We start from the raw sequence: 19,870 nt of genomic DNA, 5'->3' as shown, positions 1-19,870 counted from the left end.
AAAGCGTTGCTAGGCAGCATTTTTCACACAATTGACTGGCCGTGATGTCACCTGAAGCGCGTCCACCCACGCCACCGGTTCGGCGCTGGGTGACGACCAAAGCCGCTGCTGAACACATCCATGTACACCCGGAAGTGCTGCGGCGCTGGAACAGAAGCCGCGACAAATACCCTTGGCTACCGAAGCCCAAGCGAGTAGGAAGCGACTTCCGTTGGGTCCTCGACGCCTTGGACGGAGCATTGGACGGGCAAATCGACATCTGAGACGTTCGGCGGCGCGGCTGTGAGCCGCGGCTGACCACCACGACCGATCGGAATTCCCGGCAGCCAACAGTTAGCTCGTGCCGAAAATCAACCGCGTGTCGGCGCTACGACACGCCGTGGCGACGAGCCACCTCTCTTCCAACTAAGTCCCAACTAATTCACTCGCCGTGAGCGATATCGACCACAGTCTCCAATCGTCCTCCGTTGTCGAGAATTGACATCTTCCCTGCTCAGGACCACATTCCAGCCGACACTTGACAGTCCACAGTTGCCCGAAGTAGTCCACCCGACCGTCACCGAGAAGGTCAGGGGTTCGATTCCCCTTAGCTCCACCCACCGAAGCAGCCGCAGGTCATCGACATGCGACTGCTTCGCTGTATGGCATTGCGCGAACACGTTGCGTGGTGTTGGTACTAGATCTGCTGGCACTTTCTGCTGGCGACCACTTGCCCGATACGTATCCGGCCGTACCCGGTTAAGGCTCGGCTAGTGCTCCGACCTGGGTATTCCGACCCTGATGGTGTGGCTAGTCTGGAGAGATGCGAGGAGTCGGAACCCGGGGTGGTTCCCGTACTCGGGCGCGGGCGGCATCAGTGGTGGCAACAGCGAGCCTTATGTCCAGGACTACTGGGGCCTTCTTTTTCGTCGGCGGACTGCTCGCTGCCGTGGTGACCGCACTGACAGGCGACGGGCCGGGTAGTCGCGCGGTCGTGTTCGGGGCAGCGCTGGTCGCGGTGCTCACCGGCATCCTGGTGTATCTGGTGGGTGAGCGGATGCCGGTGCGTGCGCACCCGATCTTGGTATCGCTCGGGACCGTGCTGATCACCATTGCCATTCATTGGCTCCCCGGCGACACCGCCGCGGTCACGCTGTCGTCGATATACGTGTTCGTTGCGTGCGATGCCGCGTTCTTCTTCAGCACGTACGTCACCGGCCTGGAGATCGGGTTCGCCGTGGTGTGCTGCATGGCGGTGTTGGGCACGCGCGAGCACCTGCAATGGTGGACCGGGGTGATCGCGGCCGGGGTGACCGTGATGGTCGGTGTGGTGGTCACGATTGTGGCCCGCAGAGCCGCAGAAGCCGACATCGATGTGCTCACCGGCCTGCTCAATCGGCGCGGTTTCGATCGGTTGCTGAACGCCGAGATCGCCAAGGCCGGGCGGCTCGGCCAACGCCCCGCGCTGGTGTTGGCCGACCTGGACCGCTTCCAGACTGACGACAACGGCCACCTCGACCAGCCCACGGGCGATGCGGTGCTGCAGCACGTCGCCGACACCTGGAGTGAGCTGTTGACGCCGGAACAGACGCTGGCCCGGCTCGGTGGCGACCTGTTCGCGGTGCTGCTGCCGGACACGACCGAACGGGCCGCGGTCGGGCTCACCGACCGCATGCGCGCGGCGACAACTACCGGCTGCTCCGCCGGCGTCACGTCATGGCAGCCGCGTGAACCGGCGTCGATGCTGGTCAGCCGGGCCGATGTGGGCCGGTATCGGGCCAAGCAGGCAGGTCCCAACCAGACCAGGCTGGAATCCCGGCAGCGCGTTGCCCTGGCTGAGGAACTGCGCCGGGCCATCGCGGAAGACAACAACCTGGAAGTCCGGTACCAACCGCTCGTCAGCCTGCCGCTCGGCGACAAGGTGGTCGGTGTGGAGGCGTTGCTGCGCTGGTCTTCGGCCACCGAGCCTGGCCTCAGCACGATCGAGGTGATCCGCGCCGCGGAGGAGTACAACTTGATTGCCGACCTGGACCAGGCCGTACTACGCCGGGCCTGTGTGGACGCAGTCACGCTGCGGAGAACTGTCGCAGATCTCGACCTCACGCTGAACGTCAATGTCAGCGGTCTGGAGCTGGCCGACAGCGATTACGGCAATCGGGTACGGAGTATTCTGCGCAGCACCGGCTGGCACGCTGGGCAGCTGGTGCTCGAGGTCACCGAGACGCAGTTGGAGGCCGAGTCACCGAACGCGATCGACAACCTGAGCGCCTTGCGGAACGCCGGCGTACGCATCGCTATCGACGACTTCGGCGCCGGTTACTCATCGTTGAGCAGGCTGGCGGCCATTCCAGCGGACATCCTCAAGGTGGACCGGTCCTTCGTCGCGGCGATCACCGCGGACTCACCCGCGCCACCGCTGCTCGGGGTGATCAAGGCGCTCAGCACCGCGCTCGACATGGAGGTCATCGCCGAAGGGGTCGAGACCGCGCACCAAGCGGCAGTGCTCACCGACCTTGGCTTCTCGCTGGTGCAGGGCTACCACTACAGCGGCCCCCAAACCGTGCAGGCGATCCTCGACGAACTCATCACGCAGCGCGGCATAGCCGCGCACAACGAGCAGTGATCACCGGCACCTGCACCGACCGGGTTTCCGTTGCGCACACACGCGCCCATTCGACGGCTTCCACAACTCGACAACGAGCACAGCACGCCAATGGCCGTCACAATAACCACACACCGTGGCGGCTTCGCCGGGGTCTATGTCCCCGCGTGCCAGTTGCAGGAGGAGGCCCTCGACGAGGGACAGGAGTCCGCGTGCGGTGCGCAGCGCATCATCGCCCGATTGGCCGGTTGCCGTCGCGGGGAGGGCGGCCGCGATGGCGGCCGCGAGTCGATCGGAGCCGGCGGACAGGCGGGCCGACATCTCCGGATTTCGCGCGGCTCGGTTGACCACGGCGAGCCGGGCCATCACCTGGATGCGCCAGCTGTCGTCGGGCCGAGGTTCGGCCGCGGCGGCGATGGCTGCTCCGGGGATCATGCTCCGAAGTACTTCGCGCACAGTCGATTCGGCGTCGCGCGGGTCGGCGAGTGTGGTGAGTTGATCGACCAGCCGCCCATCGAGCATCGGACCGGAGATTCCCCCGGACTTCGCCGGCCTCTCGGCTGCGATGCGCAACGCCTTCATCGCCTTCGCGGCGACCGGCGACCCCGGATGGCCGCGTTTCGACACCACCGAACGGATTCGCCGGATCTGGACCAACCCACCGGGGCTGGACAGCGACACGCTGTCGACGTCCCGCCGGATCTGGCAGCGGGAACCACGCCCGCGGTCGGCCGAGCTCGGCCGACGTCCGCACACCGAATAACCCGAAAGGCATACCTATCCGGTATCGAGCGAGTTTGATGGTGATGTGGACGGCACCCCGATGTCGAGGCCGGTGAACCTGGTGGCGGGAGCCGCCGCGAGGGTCGGCGGAGCTGCTGGGCGCGTGCTGGGTTTCGGGTTCGGCGTCGCGCGGCGGGTGCCGGGCGTCGAGCCGGTGCTCGCGGAGCTGGAACAGCGGGGCGCGGACACCCTGGAGGCCGTCGACGACCACACCGAACGGGTGCTGCGTGCGGTGGTCGGCCGGATCGTGCGGACCGCGGTCGGCGCTGTCGACCTCACGGAGCTCGTCGTCGACAACGTGGATCTCGACGCGGTGGCCGAACGGATCGATGTCGACAAGATCATCGGGCGGGTCGATCTGGTCGGGTTGGCCGACAGCGTGATCGAGGGTGTCGATCTACCTCGGATCATCCGCGAATCCACCGACTCGATGTCCGCAGAGGCAGTTCTCGGCATCCGGAGCCAGGGGATGCACGCGGACGATGCCGTCGCGGGGTTCGTCGGAAAGTTGCTCCGGCGAGCACCGTCCGAATCGGGCGCGGAGTGAGTGCCCCTGCGCACCGTCCCGCCGGCATCGTGACGCGGTCGATCGCATCGGGGGTCGACGTCGCCGTCGTCCTGGCGATCATGGCCGCGATCTACCTGTGCCTGGCGTTCGCTCGGCTGCTGTTCTCACCACAGGATTTCACCTGGCCGGACGCCGGTGCGGTGATGTCGACAGGCATATTCATCGTGGTGTCGGTGCTGTATCTCACCGGATGCTGGGCCGTGAGTGGTCGCACCGTCGGCGCCGTGATGATGGGGCTGCGGGTGGTGACCCGCGGCGGCGAACTCGTGGGATGGCCGCGGGCTCTGGTGCGGGCGGTGTTCTGCGTGATGTTCGCGGTCGGATTGTTCTGGGTGGTGGTCGATCCGCGCCGGTATTCGCTGCAGGACATCGTTTTGCGCACCACGGTCGTGTACGACTGGCAGCCGGAGGCCCATTCGCCGGCTTAGGTGCGCAGGATCCGGCGACAACCGCCGATGCTCGAGCGAGCGCACCCACGATCGCGTGATCACCTATCCCGCTGCGGGTTTCGGTGATGTGGCCGGTGGATGTGCGATCGACGGAGTCGTCGGACGCGCCGACTTCGTCGGCATCGGAGGTTTCGTCGCCGACGTCGTGGTCGTTGTGGGCCTTGTCGATGTGGTCGCTCCGGGTGTCGTGGCGACCTCCGGCGACGTGGAAGTCGTCGAACTCGCCGCGATCGTGGTACTCGCGGATGCTGTCGCGGACTTGGTTGTCGTGCCCCTGGCTGCCGTCGTCGTGGTGCCGGCCGGTGCCGTAGTCGTGGTGGTCGACAGGGTGGCGGCCGGCACTCCCGTGGAAGGCAGAGTGGCGGTCGGCACCGTCGTGGCCGGCACAGTCGTGGTCGCCGTCCTCGGATCGGCAGTTACCGTCACCGTCGATGTCTCCACCGAAGTCGTAGGGGCCGTGGATATCGGTGGTGAGACGACCGCGCCCGGATCCGGCACGCCGGGCAAGATCTGGATCGAAAGGCTCGCCGTGGCAGAGAAACTCGCGCCGGCCGAGGCCGCAGTCGAGGCCGGCGCCGAGGTATCCGTCGTCGTGGCCGTCGTGGATTCTGTCGCGGTGGCCTGGCCGGCACCGGGATCGGTGGGATCCGCGGCCGGTGGCGCGATTCCGGAATCGGCGGTGGTGTCGGTACTGCCCGTGCCGTCGCCCGGTACGGAGATTTCGCTCGACGCGTCGGACATCGGGCTCGCGTTCACCGCGCCGGCTTCGCTGGGAACAGCGCCGCAGTCGAGAGTCTGCACGGCGGGTTCGCCGGGGTGCGCCTGCGCCTCGTTCACGTGCGCCGGCGGGCCCGAATCCGCTCGCACCACGAGCGTTATCCCGATCGCCGTGGTCACCAACGCGGTGACCACTCCCGCGCGCGAGATCTGCCGCCGGAATCGTCCGTCCGACCGCGGAATTCGACGCCGAGGCTCATCATCGATATCGGTTGCTGTCACTCGCTGTTCGCTGTTGTCGACGGTTCGCATCCGCCCACCGCTTTCTTCCTTGTGATGCGCCGACCGCCGGAACCGGTGCGCACACCGCCTCCGACACCGAAAACACGCCCGAGCGTCGGACGTCGAATTCCGGCAGTTCCGCGAACAGCGAAACGCGCGCATTACGGTGTCGCCTCGCCGAACGGGCGAGGCCTCGAGGCTTCGCGGCCGAGTTTCAGGACCTCGAGTAGGGATCCACGTCGCGCAGTCGTTGCCGGTGGATTTGTTGCAGCTCACCCGCGCGGGTGAGAAAGTCGGCGATTATTTCGAGTTCGTGCGAGTCGTACCAGCTCGACAACATCTTGTAACTCTCGACGAGCATCGGCACGACGATTTCTCGTATGCGATACGCCGCGAGTTCGGTGGCCATCACTATCACGCGACGACGATCGGTCGGATGCAGCGAGCGGGCGATATAGCCCTGCTTCTCCAGCCGATTGAGCATGATCGTGACGCCGGCAGCCGTGATGCCGAGCCGTTCGGCCAGCAGTCCCGGCGTCGTCGACTTCTCGTCGTCGGCCAGCACGATTTCCAAAGCACGCCGGTCGGTTTCGTTCACACCCAGCACTCTGATCAATTCGCGGGCCAGGTCCTCGACGGTTCCGTGGTAGAACTCCAGGGCCCTTTTGAGTTCGACCGAGAGTCGGGCGGGTTCGGCTGTTCTCCGGGATCGCCGCCGGGCGATTGAAGCGGGCATGTGTGCTCCTGTCAATCGATTCGGACGACAGCCGAACCGCGGCTGACGAACATCACGAAAGCTGGCACCGCCGCGGCCGGCGAAGCGACCGTGGGCAGTGTCGGACATGCACTGTACGACACACCGACCCATGCGATACGGTGCATTTCAGAATTCGGTCCAACGGTTTCCCGTACCCCAAACGTGAAGCGGGGCAACCACTATGAGGAACAGCAGTCACCCGTCCCGCCCGGGTGAAACCTGGACCGGGCTGCTGACACAACCCGGTCCAGGCATGTTCACCACCGGCCGCCGGCGCGGACACCGGCCGTCACGCCGTGGCCCCTGTCCGCGGAATCAGCTGACAGATGTGGTGGTGAGGGTCGGGGACGGATTCGGATAACACGAGGTCGCCACATTGCCGACCAAGGCGACGTTGGTCGTCATGGTCATACCGGGATTCGTGTAGCTGGTCCCCGCGTACTTGCTGGTGATCGGCGTGCCGGGAGTACCGGCGGTGACGTTGATGGTCACCGCCGGCGGCGTGAAGCTGGTACCGCCGGCGATCGGACCGGGCACGGTCAGAACGACATTCCCACCCGACGTGGTGACGGTGCCGGCCACGGTCCCCCCGGAGGCGGTGGCCGAGACCAGTGTCGAATTCGCGGGAGTCGGGAAGGTCATCTTCAAGTTGCTGATGTTGTTCACCGTGAAGCCGGACGCCGAACTGGGCACCGACGAGGAACCCGGCGTGAGGGTGATGGCCACCGCCGAACCCGACGCCGCCGAACCCGGCGCGGTGCCGGTGACCGATGTGGTCATACTCGAGGTCTGGCCGATCCCGAGAATGGTGCCCTTACAGCTCCAGTTCACGCTGACCGGGGCGGCATTCGCCGGTGCCGCCAGACAAAAGACGGTGGCGACCGCCACGGGAGCGAGAACGCCGGCACGAACCAGGGAAGAGATCGATCTCATGACTAACTCCAGAAAATATCGAGCAACGGTACGACCGGATGTCGGACCGCAACACTGAGTTTCTAAAATATAGCTTCTTCTCATCTTTCCATGGTCGAAATCGCGTAATTAAAACGCGTCCAGAATTTCATTATCCGCAATTAATTATTCAGACTGGAAAGTTAATTCCCACAAGATTCTTTTCGTAAAGAGCGCAATTCCACGCCGCATCTCTTCCTGCAATTCCCCCGAATACAACCTTCGACCTGAGAATATATCCCCCCGCGCCGACCGTCAGCTTTCCGGTGGTTACCGTTCACGACATCCGCCCGCGTGCCAGTGGCACGTGAGGGCGGTGCAAGAGCACGATGTCAGGGTTGCCGGCATGACATGGCACAGCGGCTGTCGAGCCGAGGGGAAGACGATTCTGGTCACCGGCGCCAGTGCGGGCATCGGATACTTCGTCGCGGAGCAACTCGCCGCCGCGGGCGCCACAGTGGCGCTCGGGTGCCGCGACACCGCCAAAGCCGGCCTCGCGATCAAGGCGATCCGGAGGCGCGTTCCGCACGCTCGACCGCTCTCGGTGCCGCTGGACCTCGCGGACCTGTCCGCACTGCCCGCGACCGTCGACGCCCTCGGCGTCGAGCGCTTGGACGCGGTCGTACTCAACGCCGGAATACTCCTGTCGGCCCCGCAGCGCCGGGTGAACCCGCGGGGACACGAAGCGATGTTCGCGACAAATCATCTCGGCCATTTCGCGCTGGTCGCACACCTGATGCCGAGGCTGACAGCCGCCTCGCGGAGCCGGGTGGTCACGGTGGGCAGCTTCGCCGCGCGGTCGGAGCGGCTGGATCTCGGCGATCTGCAGTCGGAGCGCGACTACCGGCCCGAACGCACCTACGGGCGATCGAAACTGGCGCAGATGATGATCGGTTTCGAATTGGATCGCCGACTGCGGGCATGCGGGGCCGGCACCGCGAACATCCTCGCCCATCCCGGCGGCGCCCTGGACTCGCTCACCCCGTCGCGACCACCGCTGTTCGTCCATCCTCCGGCCCAGCGCCTGCGCGGCCTGCCCGCCGGCGTTGTGCTGCACGGCAAGCACGCGGGCGCCGAGAGCATCGTCCGAGCCACCCTCGATGCCGAGATCACCGGTGGTGAGCTGTGGGGGCCGAGGGTTTTCGGCCTTCGTGGACGACCGCATCGCGAAACACCCCATGCCCATATGACCGACGTCGACACCGCGGCCGAGCTCTGGGACGCCTGCGCCGACCTCACCGGGGTCGATCCGCTGAGGTGTCCGGCCCTACCCCGTTGACCCTGGCCGCGGCATTCGCCGACCTCAGCGACAGAAGACTCGCTCAGCAATGTGGCGGCAAACCGGGAGTTCCCCGCTCGCCGTGTAGTAGCTTGACTGATCACCGTTGTTCGCCCGAGAAGAGCGGAGGGGCCGATGCCGAACCTGCCCGCGGGAGGTTTACGGTGGCTCGCCGGGGTCTTCGTCCTGCTCCTCTCGGCGACGACCGTGGGGGCCGCGTCAGCCGGCGGCGATCCGGTGGATCGGTCGCCGGTCGCCGCGCAGGCCGCCTTGAACGTGTACTCACCGGCGATGGACCGGTCCGTCCCCGTACGGGTGCTGCGCCCGGCGGATACCTCGGCGCCCCGCCCGACGCTGTATCTCCTCGACGGCGTCGAGGGCGGGGAAACCGGGTCGGGATGGCTCGACCGCACCGACGTGGCGACGTTCTTCGCCGACCGGAACGTGAATGTCGTGCACGATTCGTGGCCGATGTTCGCGGCCGTGATCGGCGCCTGAACATTGGTGAAGGCGCCATGAAGATTTCGGGAGAAAAGCGACAGATCGGGCAGGAAATCTTCCGCTTGCCGGACAACCCGTTTCACTTTTCGCGCAGGTCCGCGTACGGCGAAGAATCTTCACCCAATATTCCCCGAGCTGTATTGCGGGAAGCCGCGTTCTACTTTATGCTCGCCGCCTTCGCCGATTTGTTTGCAGGAAATAGCCGGGGGTACTCGCGCACACAGAACGCACCTATTGTCAGCGCCGATCGATTCCGAGTGGTGATGACCTGCGCACTTTAGGCAACTCGAGGAGAGGATTGATTGCGATGACGGTTGGTCTCGACGTTCGTTCCGAGCGTGAGCGCGTCGCCCGCGCATGCCGCCCCGGGCAGCCGTTGCCCGAATTCGTCTACAGCAGCGACGAAGACGCGCTCTGGTCACGGGTTTTCGCGACGCTTCGGGCCATGCACGAGGAACTGGGATGTGCGGAGTATCGTGCCGCCGCTCGCATCGTTCAACTGCCCGCCGACCGGGTACCGCAGATGAGCGAGGTTACCCGCACGCTTCGGTCCCTGACCGGTTTCGAGCTCGCACCGGCCATCGGAAGCCAGCCGGGCCGCCTGTTCTACGGCCCCATGGCCGACGGCATCCTGCACGCGACCCCGGACGTGCGGCCGGTGACCGAACAATCGTTCTCGCCCGATCCCGATGTCATCCACGAATTGGTCGGACATGCGGTGATACTCGCCGATCCGGAATTCGCGGAACTGTATCGCTGCTTCGGCCGCGCCGCCAACCGCGCCACCTCCGACGAGGAGCGGGCCGCGATCGCGCGATTGTTCTGGTTCACCCTGGAGGTCGGCGTGGTCGCCGAAAAGGGTTATCCGCGCGCGTACGGAGCCGCGATTCTGTCCTCGGTCACGGAGATGGAGTCCTTCGTGCATGCGGATCTGCGAGAGTTCCGGGTCGAGGACATACTCACCAGCGATATCGACGACAGCATTTGCCAGCCCCTCCTCTTCGTCGCCGATTCGGTCGACCGGATGACGGCGGAAGTAGAGGGTTTTCTCCGGACGCGGGTCGGATCGTGATGTCGCCTTTTCGCACAAACACTTTCGTCGATATCCTCGCCGTCGAGATTTAAGGAATTGCGGTGGTAGACCTCTCGAGTACCACGCGTCGTCACGACGGCGTGGCTCCGGACGCGGACTTCTTCGAATTGTCGGTAGCGCAGTCGGAACTGTGGCTGGCCCAGCAATTACATCCCTCGGTTCCGTTCTCCATCTCCCAATACACCGATGTGCAGGGCGAACTCGATCTGGGCCTGCTCCAGCAGTGCGCCCGCCGCGCCGCGCGCGAATTGCAGTCGCCGCATGTGCGATTCGCCGTCGTCGGGGGCCGACCGCGCCAATACCTCGACCACGAGCTGGACGCCGGATTCGACTGCATAGATCTGAGTGATCACCCCGATCCCGAACGCGCCGCCGACGAGTGGATGAGCCGGGATCATCATCGGGGCATCGACCTGACCGGCGACGACGTCACGAAGACGGTGCTGTTCACTCTCGGCCCCGGCCGTTATCGCTGTTATGCGCGCAGCCACCACATCGCCGTCGACGGTTTCGGCGCCGCTCGGGTGTTGCAGCGAACGGCCGAATTACATTCCGCCGCAACCGAAGGACGGCCCCCCGCACCGTGCCGGGCGGTGTCACTGACCGAGATCGTGGCGGCCGAGCAGCGGTACCGGTCCTCGTCCCGGTTCGCCGCCGACCGCGAGTACTGGGGCAAGGAGCTGGCCGGCCTCGATCACGTAACGCGCCTCAGCGAGCGGTACGCGGCGCCCTCGGCACACCCTCATATCGCGCATGCGATTGTCGATGCGGAGGTCATGGCACGGCTCGACGCCGCAGCGCGGCGGTACGGCACGGGGGTGGCCGAGGTGCTGGTCGCGGCGGTGACCGCCTTTCTCGCGCAGATGACCGGTGATACCGATGTCACGGTGTCGCTGCCCGTCGCCGGTCGCACCACGGGAGCGCTGCGGCAGTCGGCCGGGATGGTCTCCAACGTGGTGCCGTTGCGAGTGCGGGGCGTGGCCGAGAGCACGGTGGGCGACCTCGTCCGCCAGGTGCGCCTGAACATGATCGGCGCGCTGCGCCACCAGTTGTACCGGCACGAAGACCTGCTCCGTGACCACGGCGTGGGCCGGGCCGGTCGCCACGGCTACGGCCCGCTGATCAACGTTCTCAGCCTGCCCGACAGCATCGACTTCGGCGCCGTTCGCGGTCGGACGCAACTGCTTTCGGCCGGCCCGGTGGAGGATATGGCGATCAGCTGCTACCGCTTCGGCGACGAGCCGTTCGTCGTCGATTTCCACGCCAACCCGGAGCTGTATCGGGCAGACGAAGTGGAGGGGTATCGGCAGCAGTTCATGGAGTGCCTGTCCCGATTCCTGTGGGCCGACGCTACGGAGAAGGTGTTCGCGGCTGTCGCCGGTACCCACACGATCGCCGCCCCGCAGCAGCGGCAGCACCAGCGGTTGCTGCCGGAGTTGCTCTCCGGCGGAATCGATGCCGGTGAACGGATCGCACTGAGTGGGCCGGACCGATCGGTGACCTATCGCGAACTCGACGAGACGACCGCGCAGTGGGCGCGCGAGCTGATCGCGCACGGAGCCCGGCCGGAAGTCGTTGTCGCGGTGGCGTTGTCCCGGTCGGTGGAATCGGTCATGGCGCTGTGGGCGGTCGCCCGAGCCGGCGCGGTGTTCTTCCCGGTCAATCCCGCTGATCCGCCGGCGCGCGTGTCGAAGCTGATCGCCGATTCCGGTGCGGCGCTGGGCATCACCCGCACCGAGTGGCGCACGCCTCTGGAGAGCACCGCGGTCGATTGGCTGTTGCTCGACAGCGACGAGTTCACCCGTGCCGCCGCGGCCCGGTCGACCGCCGCGGTGACCGACGCGGATCGGATACGACCGCTGCGGGCCGCCCACCCGGCCTATCTGATCTACACCTCCGGATCGACCGGTGAACCCAAGGGAGTGCTGAGCACCCACGAAGGTCTGGCGACATTGGCCGACGATCTGCGCACCCGTAACCGCATCGGCAGCGATTCGGTGGTGTTGCAGGCACATTCACCGTTCTGCGATGCGTCGATGCTCGAATATCTCTCCGCGTTCACACCCGGAGCGAAGCTGGTGGCACTCGCGCCGGACATCATTGCGGGACAGCGGCTTTCGCAGGTGATGGAGGACGAGGGCGTCACCCATCTGGTGGTTACACCGGCCATTCTGGCGACGCTCGACCCGGACCGATTGCCGGCGCTGCGGACCGTCACCGTGGGCGGTGACAAATGCCCGCCGGCATTGGCCGAACGCTGGGCGGGCCGGCTCCCGATGTTCAACTCCTACGGCCCCACCGAGGCCACCGTCGTGGTGACCCAAACCGAACCGCTCAATCCGAACGCGCTCATCACGATCGGCCGCGGACTGCCCGGCGTGCAGACTCCGGTACTGGACGCCCGGCTGCGCCCGGCGCCACGCGGCGCCCGCGGCGAACTGTATCTCGCCGGGGACGCCTTGGCGCGCGGGTATCTCGGGCGGCCCGGAATCACCGCGCAGAGTTTCGTGGCAAATCCTTACGGAGAGCCCGGAACTCGGATGTATCGCACGGGTGACATGGTCCGGGAACAACCCGACGGCACGCTCGAGTACCTCGGCCGTGGCGATGTTCAAATCTCGCTGCGGGGGCAGCGCATCGAGCCGTCCGAGGTGGAGCGCGCACTGGCCGCGGACGAGACGGTCGATCAGGCCGTGGTGCGGGTGTGGACGTCCGAGGCGCTCGGCGATCGGCTGATCGGCTATGTCGTCCCCACGGCGGCCGCGAAGGAGCACTTCGACCGCACCGCCGTCCTGGCGCGGCTACGCACCGTGCTGCCGCCCGGCATGATTCCGGCGATGCTGGTGCCGCTGCCCGAGATACCGATCAATCCGAGCAGCGGCAAGACCGATCGATCCGCGTTGCCGGATCCGCAGACGTTGCCGCGTCCGGCGTTCCGCGCGCCGACATCGCCGATCGAGCGCACGGTCGCGGAGACCATCGCCGAGGTCACCGGGCAATCTCGGGTCGGCTTGGACGACAACTTCTTCGAACTCGGCGGCAACTCGTTGCTGGGCGTCGAGCTGTGCCGGCAACTGTCGGAGCGGACCGGCACGACGGTGACGATTTCCTCGCTGTTCACCCCGACGGTGCACACCTTGGCCGCCGCCATCGAGGCCACGGCGGCCGGCGGGAACAGCGATGTGGCGGTCGGCGGTTCGGCGCTGGAGCCGGTTCTTCCGTTGCGTGGCAGCGGTTCCGGGACTCCGCTGATCTGCCTGCATTCCGCCGTTCCGCTCTCGTGGTGCTACTCGGGTCTGCTGCGGTACGTCACCGACCGGCCCGTCTACGGTCTGCAGTCTCCGGCCGTCTCCGGGGGGTCGCGCAGGTACCACACCGTCGACGAGCTCGCCGAGGTGTATCTGCGCGAACTCACGCGCGTCCAGCCGGAGGGCCCCTACCACCTGCTCGGCTGGTCGCTGGGCGGGCAACTCGCGCACGCGCTCGCCGTCCGGCTGCGCGCCCGGGGGCACGCCGTGGGACTGCTCGTGATGTTCGACAGCGTGGCCTTCGACGAGGGTGCGCCCCAGCCGGAACCGCCCACCGTCCGTGATCTGGTCACCCACCTGCAGGGCAACGAGTCGGCCACCCCGGACACGCGGCCACTCACCCTGGACGAAGCTGTGGACGTGCTCGCCGACAGTCCCGGTCCCGGTCGCGGGTTGAGCCGTGAGCAGCTCGAACGCCTCCACCAGGGATATGTCGACAGTGTCGCCATGTCCACGAGCTACCGGCCCGCACGCTACGACGGCGATCTGCTGTATTTCTCGGCGACCGAAGGCATCACCGGCGAGCTGACCGGCGAGATGTGGCGGCCCTTCGTATCCGGGCAGATCACGCAACACCGCGTCGACGTCACCCATGCCCAGATGACCAACCCCGAGGCCCTCGCGGTCATCGGGCCGATCCTGGAGGCCGAACTGCATCGGCACGGCGAAGGGAAGAACAGATGAGCAAGCATTCCACTGCGATCGTGGCCGCCGCGGTGTCGGTTGCTTCGTCGATTCTGCTGGCCGCCCGCCGGCCGGCTGTGTTCGGTCTCCGTCTCCCGCGGTTGGCCCTGGCCGCCGTCGCGGCGGTCGCCCTGGCGATCGCCGCCAACGAGAGCGTGGGCAAACCGGTGATGTTCCTGCGATGGTCGTATGTGCGGTTTCTGTTCGGCCTCCGGCATATGGGCGCCACCTGGCAGGTCGGCGACGGCCGGGAACAGGCGCTGGCGGACTATGTGTGCGCGCATGCGCGAAAAGGCGACATCGACGACGTCATCCGGGCGATCGACGAGTTCTGCTATACCAAGAGTTACCTGATCAACATCGGTGACGAGAAGGGCCGGATCCTCGACCGGGCCGTCGCCGCCGCGCGGCCGCGGCGCCTGCTGGAGCTCGGAACCTATTGCGGGTACAGCGCATTGCGCATCGCGCGGGTCATGCCGGCCGATGCCGTGCTGTACTCGATCGAGTTCAACGCGGCGAATGCCGCTGTCGCGCGGCAGATCTGGGACCACGCGGGCGTCGGCGAGCGGATCGTCGTCATCGTCGGCACCCTGGGCGACGACGGGAAGACGCTCGGCACGCTGGGTAATGAGCACCAGTTCTCCCCCGGCACATTGGATTTCGCCTTCCTCGACCACGAGAAGGACGAATATCTTCCCGATCTCCGCCGGATCATGGATCAGGAGTGGTTGCGTCCCGGCTCGGTCGTGGTGGCGGACAACGTGAAATACCCGGGCGCCCCGGAGTATCGAGCGTTCATGCGCCGCCACGAGGGCACCCGGTGGACAACCCGAGAGCATCGGACGCATGCCGAATACCAGAAGGTGCTCAAGGATCTCGTGCTCGAATCGACCTATCTCGGTTGACCGCATCAGGACGCTCGGCCGATCCACGACTGCCCGCTGCGGCGATCGCGTCAGCGCCGAACATGTTAATCGTCGGTTATCGCGGGTAGTCGCAGATATGGTGCAACGTTGCGCCCCGACCTGATGCCGTCTATACGCCGAAGGACGAGATTCGCATGAGCACTCCCGATACCTCCACCCTGCTGGCCCAGCTGCGAGCTGTGCTGACCTTGACCAACACCGAGATCCAGGTGGCCGAGACCCGGATCGCTCAGGCCCGGACCGAGGCGGTTCGCCGGGAACTTTCCGAGAACGCCGACAAGGGCCGCGCCCGCGCCGAGGCCATCGAGGCGGCCATCCGCGATCTGGGCAGTGTGCCCGAGGTGGTCGGCCCGTTCCTCGGCCGCGCGGTCGCTGCCATCAAGGCGATGGCCGAACAGGCTCAGCCGTTCGACGAGGCGCTGCTCGGCGACCTGGCGCTGGAGCACCAGCTGCTCGACCGCGCCCGCTACATCAAGGCCCTGGCGACCGCCGCGGGGCAGCGCGAGGTCGTGACGTTGGCCGACCGCCTGATCACCGCGCATTCGGCCACCGTGGAATGGCTGACCACCGTCCTGGCCGAGGAAGCCCTCGGCGGACCGGCCGCGTTGCGCCGCACCGTTCTTCAGGCGGCGACGGGGACCGCGGTGAAACTGTTCAACCTGCCCGTCACGTGGTCGGCTCGCGGCCTGGATCGCGCGCTGGACTCCGTTCGCACCACCCCGCCGGCGCTCGGCGAGCTGCTCGCGCGGGGAGCCCACGCCGGTGATGTCGCCGTCAAGACGCTGTCGGCCTCGCGCGATGCCGCGCTCGAAACCGCCGAGCAGGTCACGCGCCACGAAGGCGCCGGTGCGGCCGCCGATGCGCTGCATTCGATCCGCGCCACCACGGGTGTTCTCGAACCTAGCGAGCTCCCGGTCGGCGACTACGACGAGTTGAACGTGTCCCAAGCCGTCGCCGCGGTGAAGGAGCTCACCGAGCCGGCCGACATCCGCGCGATCGTCGCCTACGAGGAAGCCCACAAGAACCGCCACGGCGTCGTCTCGGCCGCTCAGACGCGGCTCGCCGCGATCGCCCAGGAAGTGACCGGGCTGAGCTGACGGGCACTCCCCCGAAGGAGCTCGGTACTTCGTTCAGAGCTTTTCCGACCGACCGGCCGGCCCGATTCCGGGCCGGCCGGTCGCGTTTCGAATCCGGTCGTCTTCTTCGTCTCACTTGTCGTCGGTTGCACATACCCCCCGGGGGTATTAACGTTTCCGATGTCGGACGAGAACAAATCGAAAGGCCGGGACGATGACCACACACGCTCACCTCGAACACCATGGGGCACAGGCCAATCACGGGGCCCACGGCCCGCGCGAGCAGCATGCCGGGCACGAAGGCCACGGCGGGCACGCCGAACACGCCGCGCACGGTGGTGGGCTGCCGGGCGGACTCCAGATCACCCAGGACGGTTACACTTTGGCGCTCGCCGAGCCGATCCTCGCACCGGGTGAGGTCGACTTCCGGTTCCGGATCCTGGGGCCGGACGGCACACCGGTCACCGAGTACACCGCGATCCACGATCGGGAGCTGCATCTGATCGTGGTGCAGCGGGAGCTGACCGGGTTCTGGCACGTGCATCCCGAACTCACCGCCGACGGCATCTGGACGGTGCGGCTGAACCTGCCGGCGGCGGGCGCGTATCGAGTCTTCACCGACATCGCCCCGCGCGCACTCGGCAAGACCATCACCCTGGGCGCGGATCTGGCCGTCACCGGGGCGTACGAACCTCGCCCGACACCCGCGGCCGAACGGACCGCGAAAGTCGACGGCTACGAGGTGACTCTCGATGGCGATCTGGTGCCCGGCGAGGGCCGCCTGCTCACCCTGACCGTGCGGAAGAACGGCGAGCCGGTCACCGACCTACAGCCGTATCTGGCGGCCTACGGCCATCTGGTGATCCTGCGGGCGGGCGATCTGGCCTATGTGCACGTCCACCCGAACGGCGAACCCGGCGACGGCGTCACCGCCCCGGGCCCGGACGTCACCTTCCACACCGCCGTCCCCGGCCCCGGAACCTACCGGCTGTTCCTCGATTTCGAGCACGGCGACGTGGTCCGCACCGCCGCGTTCACCCTGCCGACAATCGGGTGAGCGGTCTCGCATGCCCCGGTCAGCCCCCCGCCGCGGCGTCGCGGATCTCGTCGAAGTGGCGCAAGAGCGTCGCGTACGCGGCGTCGGCCGCGACGTACTCGGTCATCGATCGGTCGAACAGGGCGTCGTTCTTGTCGTCGAAACTGCGCCGGCAGTCGTCACCGGCGCGTTTCACCACGGCGAGCCATGTCGCCCAGTCGGCCTGGGCCAGGTCGTCCGGAATCGGAACGAACGCGGCCGCACGGTCGGCGTCGGCGGCGATCGCGGCACACAACGGCGCGAATATCTCCGGATCGACGGCGACCGTCGGCTGTCCCTCGGCAGCGCGCACGGCGGCCGCAGTAGCCGCTCGTAACCGTTCGTTGTCGTCGTGGAGCCTGTTGGCTTCGGCCGCACCACCGACCCGAAGCCAGGCATCTATCCGGCGCGCCCGCGCCTCGGGGGTGGGCTGTGGTTCCCGCCCGAGTGTTCCGACGGCGGCCCCCTCGACATGTCCACGGTCGTAGAAGGAAATCGCGGTATTCGCAACCAGAGCGATCACCGCTCCGGCCGCGAGCACCACGACGACACCACGCACAACCGCCGATCGCGGCAGCTCGGGCTCCATGTCGAATCGCGGTGCCGTGGCCCGCGCTCGGCCGGCGAGCCGACGGCCGGCCACGGCGACGGCCGCACCCAGCAGCGCGGCCACCGCCGCGAGGTAGATCGCGAGACCGAGGACGAACGGCACCTGCAACGTGACGACCATCCAGGCCGGGCCCGGTCGCCAGCGGCAGGTGTGGGCCATGACCCGCATGGGTGCGATACATCCGTCGGTCGCCGCGAGGACGAACAAGCCGGCCAGACCGACCAATCCGGCGCCGCCGGCGGCGGCGAGCCCCATGAGCAGCCGGAATCGCGCCGCGGTCGCCGACACTCCGATCGCCGTCAGCATGAGCACACAGCCGAGACCCGCGCTCAGCCACATCGGATAGCGGAACACCCACTCGTCGGGTAGCTGCCCGAAGGGCGGCTGGTCGGGATGCAGTCGCGCCATGATCACCACAACGGTCAACCAGCACAGTCCACCGCCGACGACCGCACCCGCGGCGGCGTGCCGCACCGGCACGGCCCGATGCACCACCGCTCCCGCGTCCGATGCGTCGGTGCGGGCGCGTCGCACCCATGCGGGCGGGAATGTGTTCCATCGCCGCACCACGGCGAGCAGCGGGAACAACCACAGAACGGAAGCGCCCACGAGTACCAGCGGTCTGTTGCCGAGGTCGGCGACGACCCAGAACCATCCCGGGGTTCCCGGCAAGGACAAATCGGGCGACCGCAGCGCCCCCCTCTGCAAGAGGAAAAGCCCGTTCATCCAGTAGCCGTACCACGTGCCGAACACGATCAGGGCCGCGGCGAGTCCCAGTATCCGCACCAGGCGCAGCGATCGGCCACGACTACCCCGAATCCAGATTTCGGCGCACTGGGTGACCCAGCTCGTGAATACCGGAGCACTGATCAGCAGGACGATCAGAATCTCGGGGTCGGGGGGCAAGAGTCTCACACCGGCAGTGCGGAAGGACAGCAGTTCGCCGACCGCCAGGCCCGCGCCGAGCCAGACGCCCGCAATCCATCCCGAGGGCACCGGCCGATCGATGAGAACCGCGTAACCGACCGCGCGCCAGAGGATGTAACCCGCGATGCCGACGACGAGTACGGCGGTCGTCCAGGTCGCCACCTCGGCCGTAGTGCCGGGACTCGACCAGATGGTCGCCTGAACATTCGCCACCTGCGCGGTGACTCCGGTGAGGAACATCGGGAGTGCGGTCGCGCCGAACAGTATTCCCGGGTCGTTTCGCCATCGACTGCGGTCGGACCAGTCGGGGTGCGTGCGCATCAGCCCCAGAAGGCGATGCCGGGCAGGGAGTTTCGGACGACGCGCGCCGGGTCGATCCCGCCATGTGAAGGCGGTATCCCCGGCGAGGCGCGCGGCGTCGATATCGGCATAGACCTCGCGGGTACGCAAGATGTCCGCCCGGACGAGATAAGTCAACGCGATGAGGACCACGACCCGGATCAGGCCACGCAACCCCAATTCCCATTGACTACGCCAGATATCGGGATGCTGGAACAGTGATACGGCCTGCCCGACAATGTTGGGCAGCAGCGCGCAGATCAGGAATGCCCGCCACAGCGCGACCGTGGCGTAGGTGATGTCCACGTCGCGATTGCGGATGTGCGCCAGTTCGTGCAGTACCACGTCGCGCAGCACGGCGGGCTCGGCGCTGCCCCGTGCGACCAGGCCGGCGTCCAGGCATACGGTGTAGCGGCCCATCCGGCCGAAGACGACCGCACCGACGGAATCCGCCCTCGGATCGATGGCGAACGCCGGTGTCCTGCGTAAGTCGGCCCGCTGCACGAGATCTCGCAATTGCCGCGCCAGTTCGTCGGACGACTCGGGATCCACCGGCAGCAACCGGCCACGTCGGCGCCGCCACATCGGGCCCAGCACGAACAGCGCCGCGGCGAGAGCGAACACCACCGCGAGGGCCGATATCACCGTCGCCGGATCGCTGTGGGAACGCACCCCGTGAGCCGCGTCGCACGAGGCGACGAATGCCGCACGCGTCATCATCGCTGCGGGTATATACGGCTCGGTCGGATCGTATCCCACTGCGAGACGGCACAACTGGAACCAGGTGTACCACTCGTCGCCCTCGCGTAACTGCACCAGGGTGGTCGACAGCAGAGTCAGGCTGTCGACCGTGACGAAGGCGAGCAGCAACGCGAACCGGACCGCGGTGCCTGCGGCGAAGAATCCGGTGTCTATAGGTACCGCGTCCGGACCCGCGGCGGCCTCCCCCTCCTCGGCACGCACG

16 protein-coding genes are annotated in these 19,870 nt (G+C 67.0%); 12 read left to right on the top strand and 4 right to left on the bottom strand.

Annotated features, from left to right (window positions below; translation table 11 throughout):
- The first annotated feature begins 928 nt into the window (after positions 1 to 928).
- Entirely contained in the window at positions 929 to 2,602 is a 1,674-nt protein-coding gene (locus tag NN2_RS00420) for a putative bifunctional diguanylate cyclase/phosphodiesterase (RefSeq protein ID WP_245658469.1), read from the top strand.
- Here the strand turns inward: NN2_RS00420 and NN2_RS00415 are convergent, their stop codons facing one another.
- Complete coding sequence (locus NN2_RS00415) at positions 2,603 to 3,262, bottom strand: TetR family transcriptional regulator C-terminal domain-containing protein (protein ID WP_156511171.1); 660 nt, start codon at positions 3,260 to 3,262, stop codon at positions 2,603 to 2,605.
- 127 nt (positions 3,263 to 3,389) lie between these two features.
- Between NN2_RS00415 and NN2_RS00405 the strand changes: the two genes are divergently transcribed.
- From NN2_RS00405 to NN2_RS00395, 3 genes are read left to right on the top strand one after another with little or no spacing between them, the layout of a single operon-like run.
- Complete coding sequence (locus NN2_RS00405; RefSeq protein WP_439955837.1) at positions 3,390 to 3,911, top strand: hypothetical protein; 522 nt, start codon at positions 3,390 to 3,392, stop codon at positions 3,909 to 3,911.
- Positions 3,908 to 4,360 (top strand): RDD family protein, encoded by a 453-nt coding sequence (locus tag NN2_RS00400; RefSeq protein WP_030515175.1) that lies wholly within the window; start codon positions 3,908 to 3,910, stop codon positions 4,358 to 4,360. The genes NN2_RS00405 and NN2_RS00400 overlap by 4 nt, the downstream gene beginning before the upstream one ends.
- Before the next feature lie 55 nt (positions 4,361 to 4,415).
- The gene (locus NN2_RS00395; RefSeq protein ID WP_063009234.1) at positions 4,416 to 5,435 is read left to right on the top strand and encodes a hypothetical protein; all 1,020 of its coding nucleotides are present in this window, start codon (positions 4,416 to 4,418) and stop codon (positions 5,433 to 5,435) included.
- A gap of 159 nt (positions 5,436 to 5,594) precedes the next feature.
- Here the strand turns inward: NN2_RS00395 and NN2_RS00390 are convergent, their stop codons facing one another.
- Together NN2_RS00390 and NN2_RS38305 are read right to left on the bottom strand one after the other, a co-directional pair.
- The gene (locus NN2_RS00390) at positions 5,595 to 6,116 is read right to left on the bottom strand and encodes a MarR family winged helix-turn-helix transcriptional regulator (protein WP_063009232.1); all 522 of its coding nucleotides are present in this window, start codon (positions 6,114 to 6,116) and stop codon (positions 5,595 to 5,597) included.
- A 336-nt stretch (positions 6,117 to 6,452) separates the two neighbouring features.
- The gene (locus NN2_RS38305) at positions 6,453 to 7,070 is read right to left on the bottom strand and encodes a hypothetical protein (protein WP_245658468.1); all 618 of its coding nucleotides are present in this window, start codon (positions 7,068 to 7,070) and stop codon (positions 6,453 to 6,455) included.
- A 364-nt stretch (positions 7,071 to 7,434) separates the two neighbouring features.
- Between NN2_RS38305 and NN2_RS00375 the strand changes: the two genes are divergently transcribed.
- The 8 genes from NN2_RS00375 (at position 7,435) to NN2_RS00345 (ending at position 17,012) form a co-directional block, all read left to right on the top strand.
- Positions 7,435 to 8,367: an SDR family NAD(P)-dependent oxidoreductase gene (locus NN2_RS00375; RefSeq protein WP_063009228.1), complete on the top strand. Its 933-nt coding sequence runs from the start codon at positions 7,435 to 7,437 to the stop codon at positions 8,365 to 8,367.
- A gap of 135 nt (positions 8,368 to 8,502) precedes the next feature.
- Positions 8,503 to 8,865, top strand: coding sequence for an alpha/beta hydrolase (locus NN2_RS35885; protein ID WP_063009226.1), 363 nt, complete (start codon positions 8,503 to 8,505; stop codon positions 8,863 to 8,865).
- Positions 8,832 to 9,149: a hypothetical protein gene (locus NN2_RS36815; RefSeq protein ID WP_146102175.1), complete on the top strand. Its 318-nt coding sequence runs from the start codon at positions 8,832 to 8,834 to the stop codon at positions 9,147 to 9,149. The genes NN2_RS35885 and NN2_RS36815 overlap by 34 nt, the downstream gene beginning before the upstream one ends.
- A gap of 26 nt (positions 9,150 to 9,175) precedes the next feature.
- The gene (locus NN2_RS00365) at positions 9,176 to 9,940 is read left to right on the top strand and encodes an amino acid hydroxylase (protein ID WP_063009224.1); all 765 of its coding nucleotides are present in this window, start codon (positions 9,176 to 9,178) and stop codon (positions 9,938 to 9,940) included.
- 62 nt (positions 9,941 to 10,002) lie between these two features.
- Complete coding sequence (locus tag NN2_RS00360; protein WP_063009222.1) at positions 10,003 to 13,953, top strand: non-ribosomal peptide synthetase; 3,951 nt, start codon at positions 10,003 to 10,005, stop codon at positions 13,951 to 13,953.
- A 170-nt stretch (positions 13,954 to 14,123) separates the two neighbouring features.
- On the top strand, positions 14,124 to 14,858 hold the full coding sequence (locus NN2_RS00355) for an O-methyltransferase (RefSeq protein WP_063009445.1): 735 nt from the start codon (positions 14,124 to 14,126) through the stop codon (positions 14,856 to 14,858).
- Positions 14,859 to 15,013: 155 nt separating this feature from the next.
- Positions 15,014 to 15,976 carry a DUF8129 domain-containing protein gene (locus NN2_RS00350; RefSeq protein ID WP_063009220.1) on the top strand — a complete coding sequence of 321 codons (963 nt, stop codon included), beginning with the start codon at positions 15,014 to 15,016 and terminating at the stop codon, positions 15,974 to 15,976.
- A gap of 193 nt (positions 15,977 to 16,169) precedes the next feature.
- Positions 16,170 to 17,012 carry a DUF8832 domain-containing protein gene (locus NN2_RS00345; protein WP_063009217.1) on the top strand — a complete coding sequence of 281 codons (843 nt, stop codon included), beginning with the start codon at positions 16,170 to 16,172 and terminating at the stop codon, positions 17,010 to 17,012.
- Positions 17,013 to 17,031: 19 nt separating this feature from the next.
- On the opposite strand, the gene NN2_RS00340 is transcribed toward NN2_RS00345, so the two are convergent.
- Positions 17,032 to 19,869 carry a M48 family metalloprotease gene (locus NN2_RS00340; RefSeq protein ID WP_063009215.1) on the bottom strand — a complete coding sequence of 946 codons (2,838 nt, stop codon included), beginning with the start codon at positions 19,867 to 19,869 and terminating at the stop codon, positions 17,032 to 17,034.
- Between the last annotated feature and the right edge of the window lies 1 nt (position 19,870).

It is taken from the genome of Nocardia nova NBRC 15556 (assembly GCF_001613005.1).
Classification (GTDB): domain Bacteria; phylum Actinomycetota; class Actinomycetes; order Mycobacteriales; family Mycobacteriaceae; genus Nocardia; species Nocardia nova.
The sequence above is the reverse complement of the archived record's forward strand: the minus strand, read 5'-3'. Positions and strand labels throughout refer to the sequence as shown.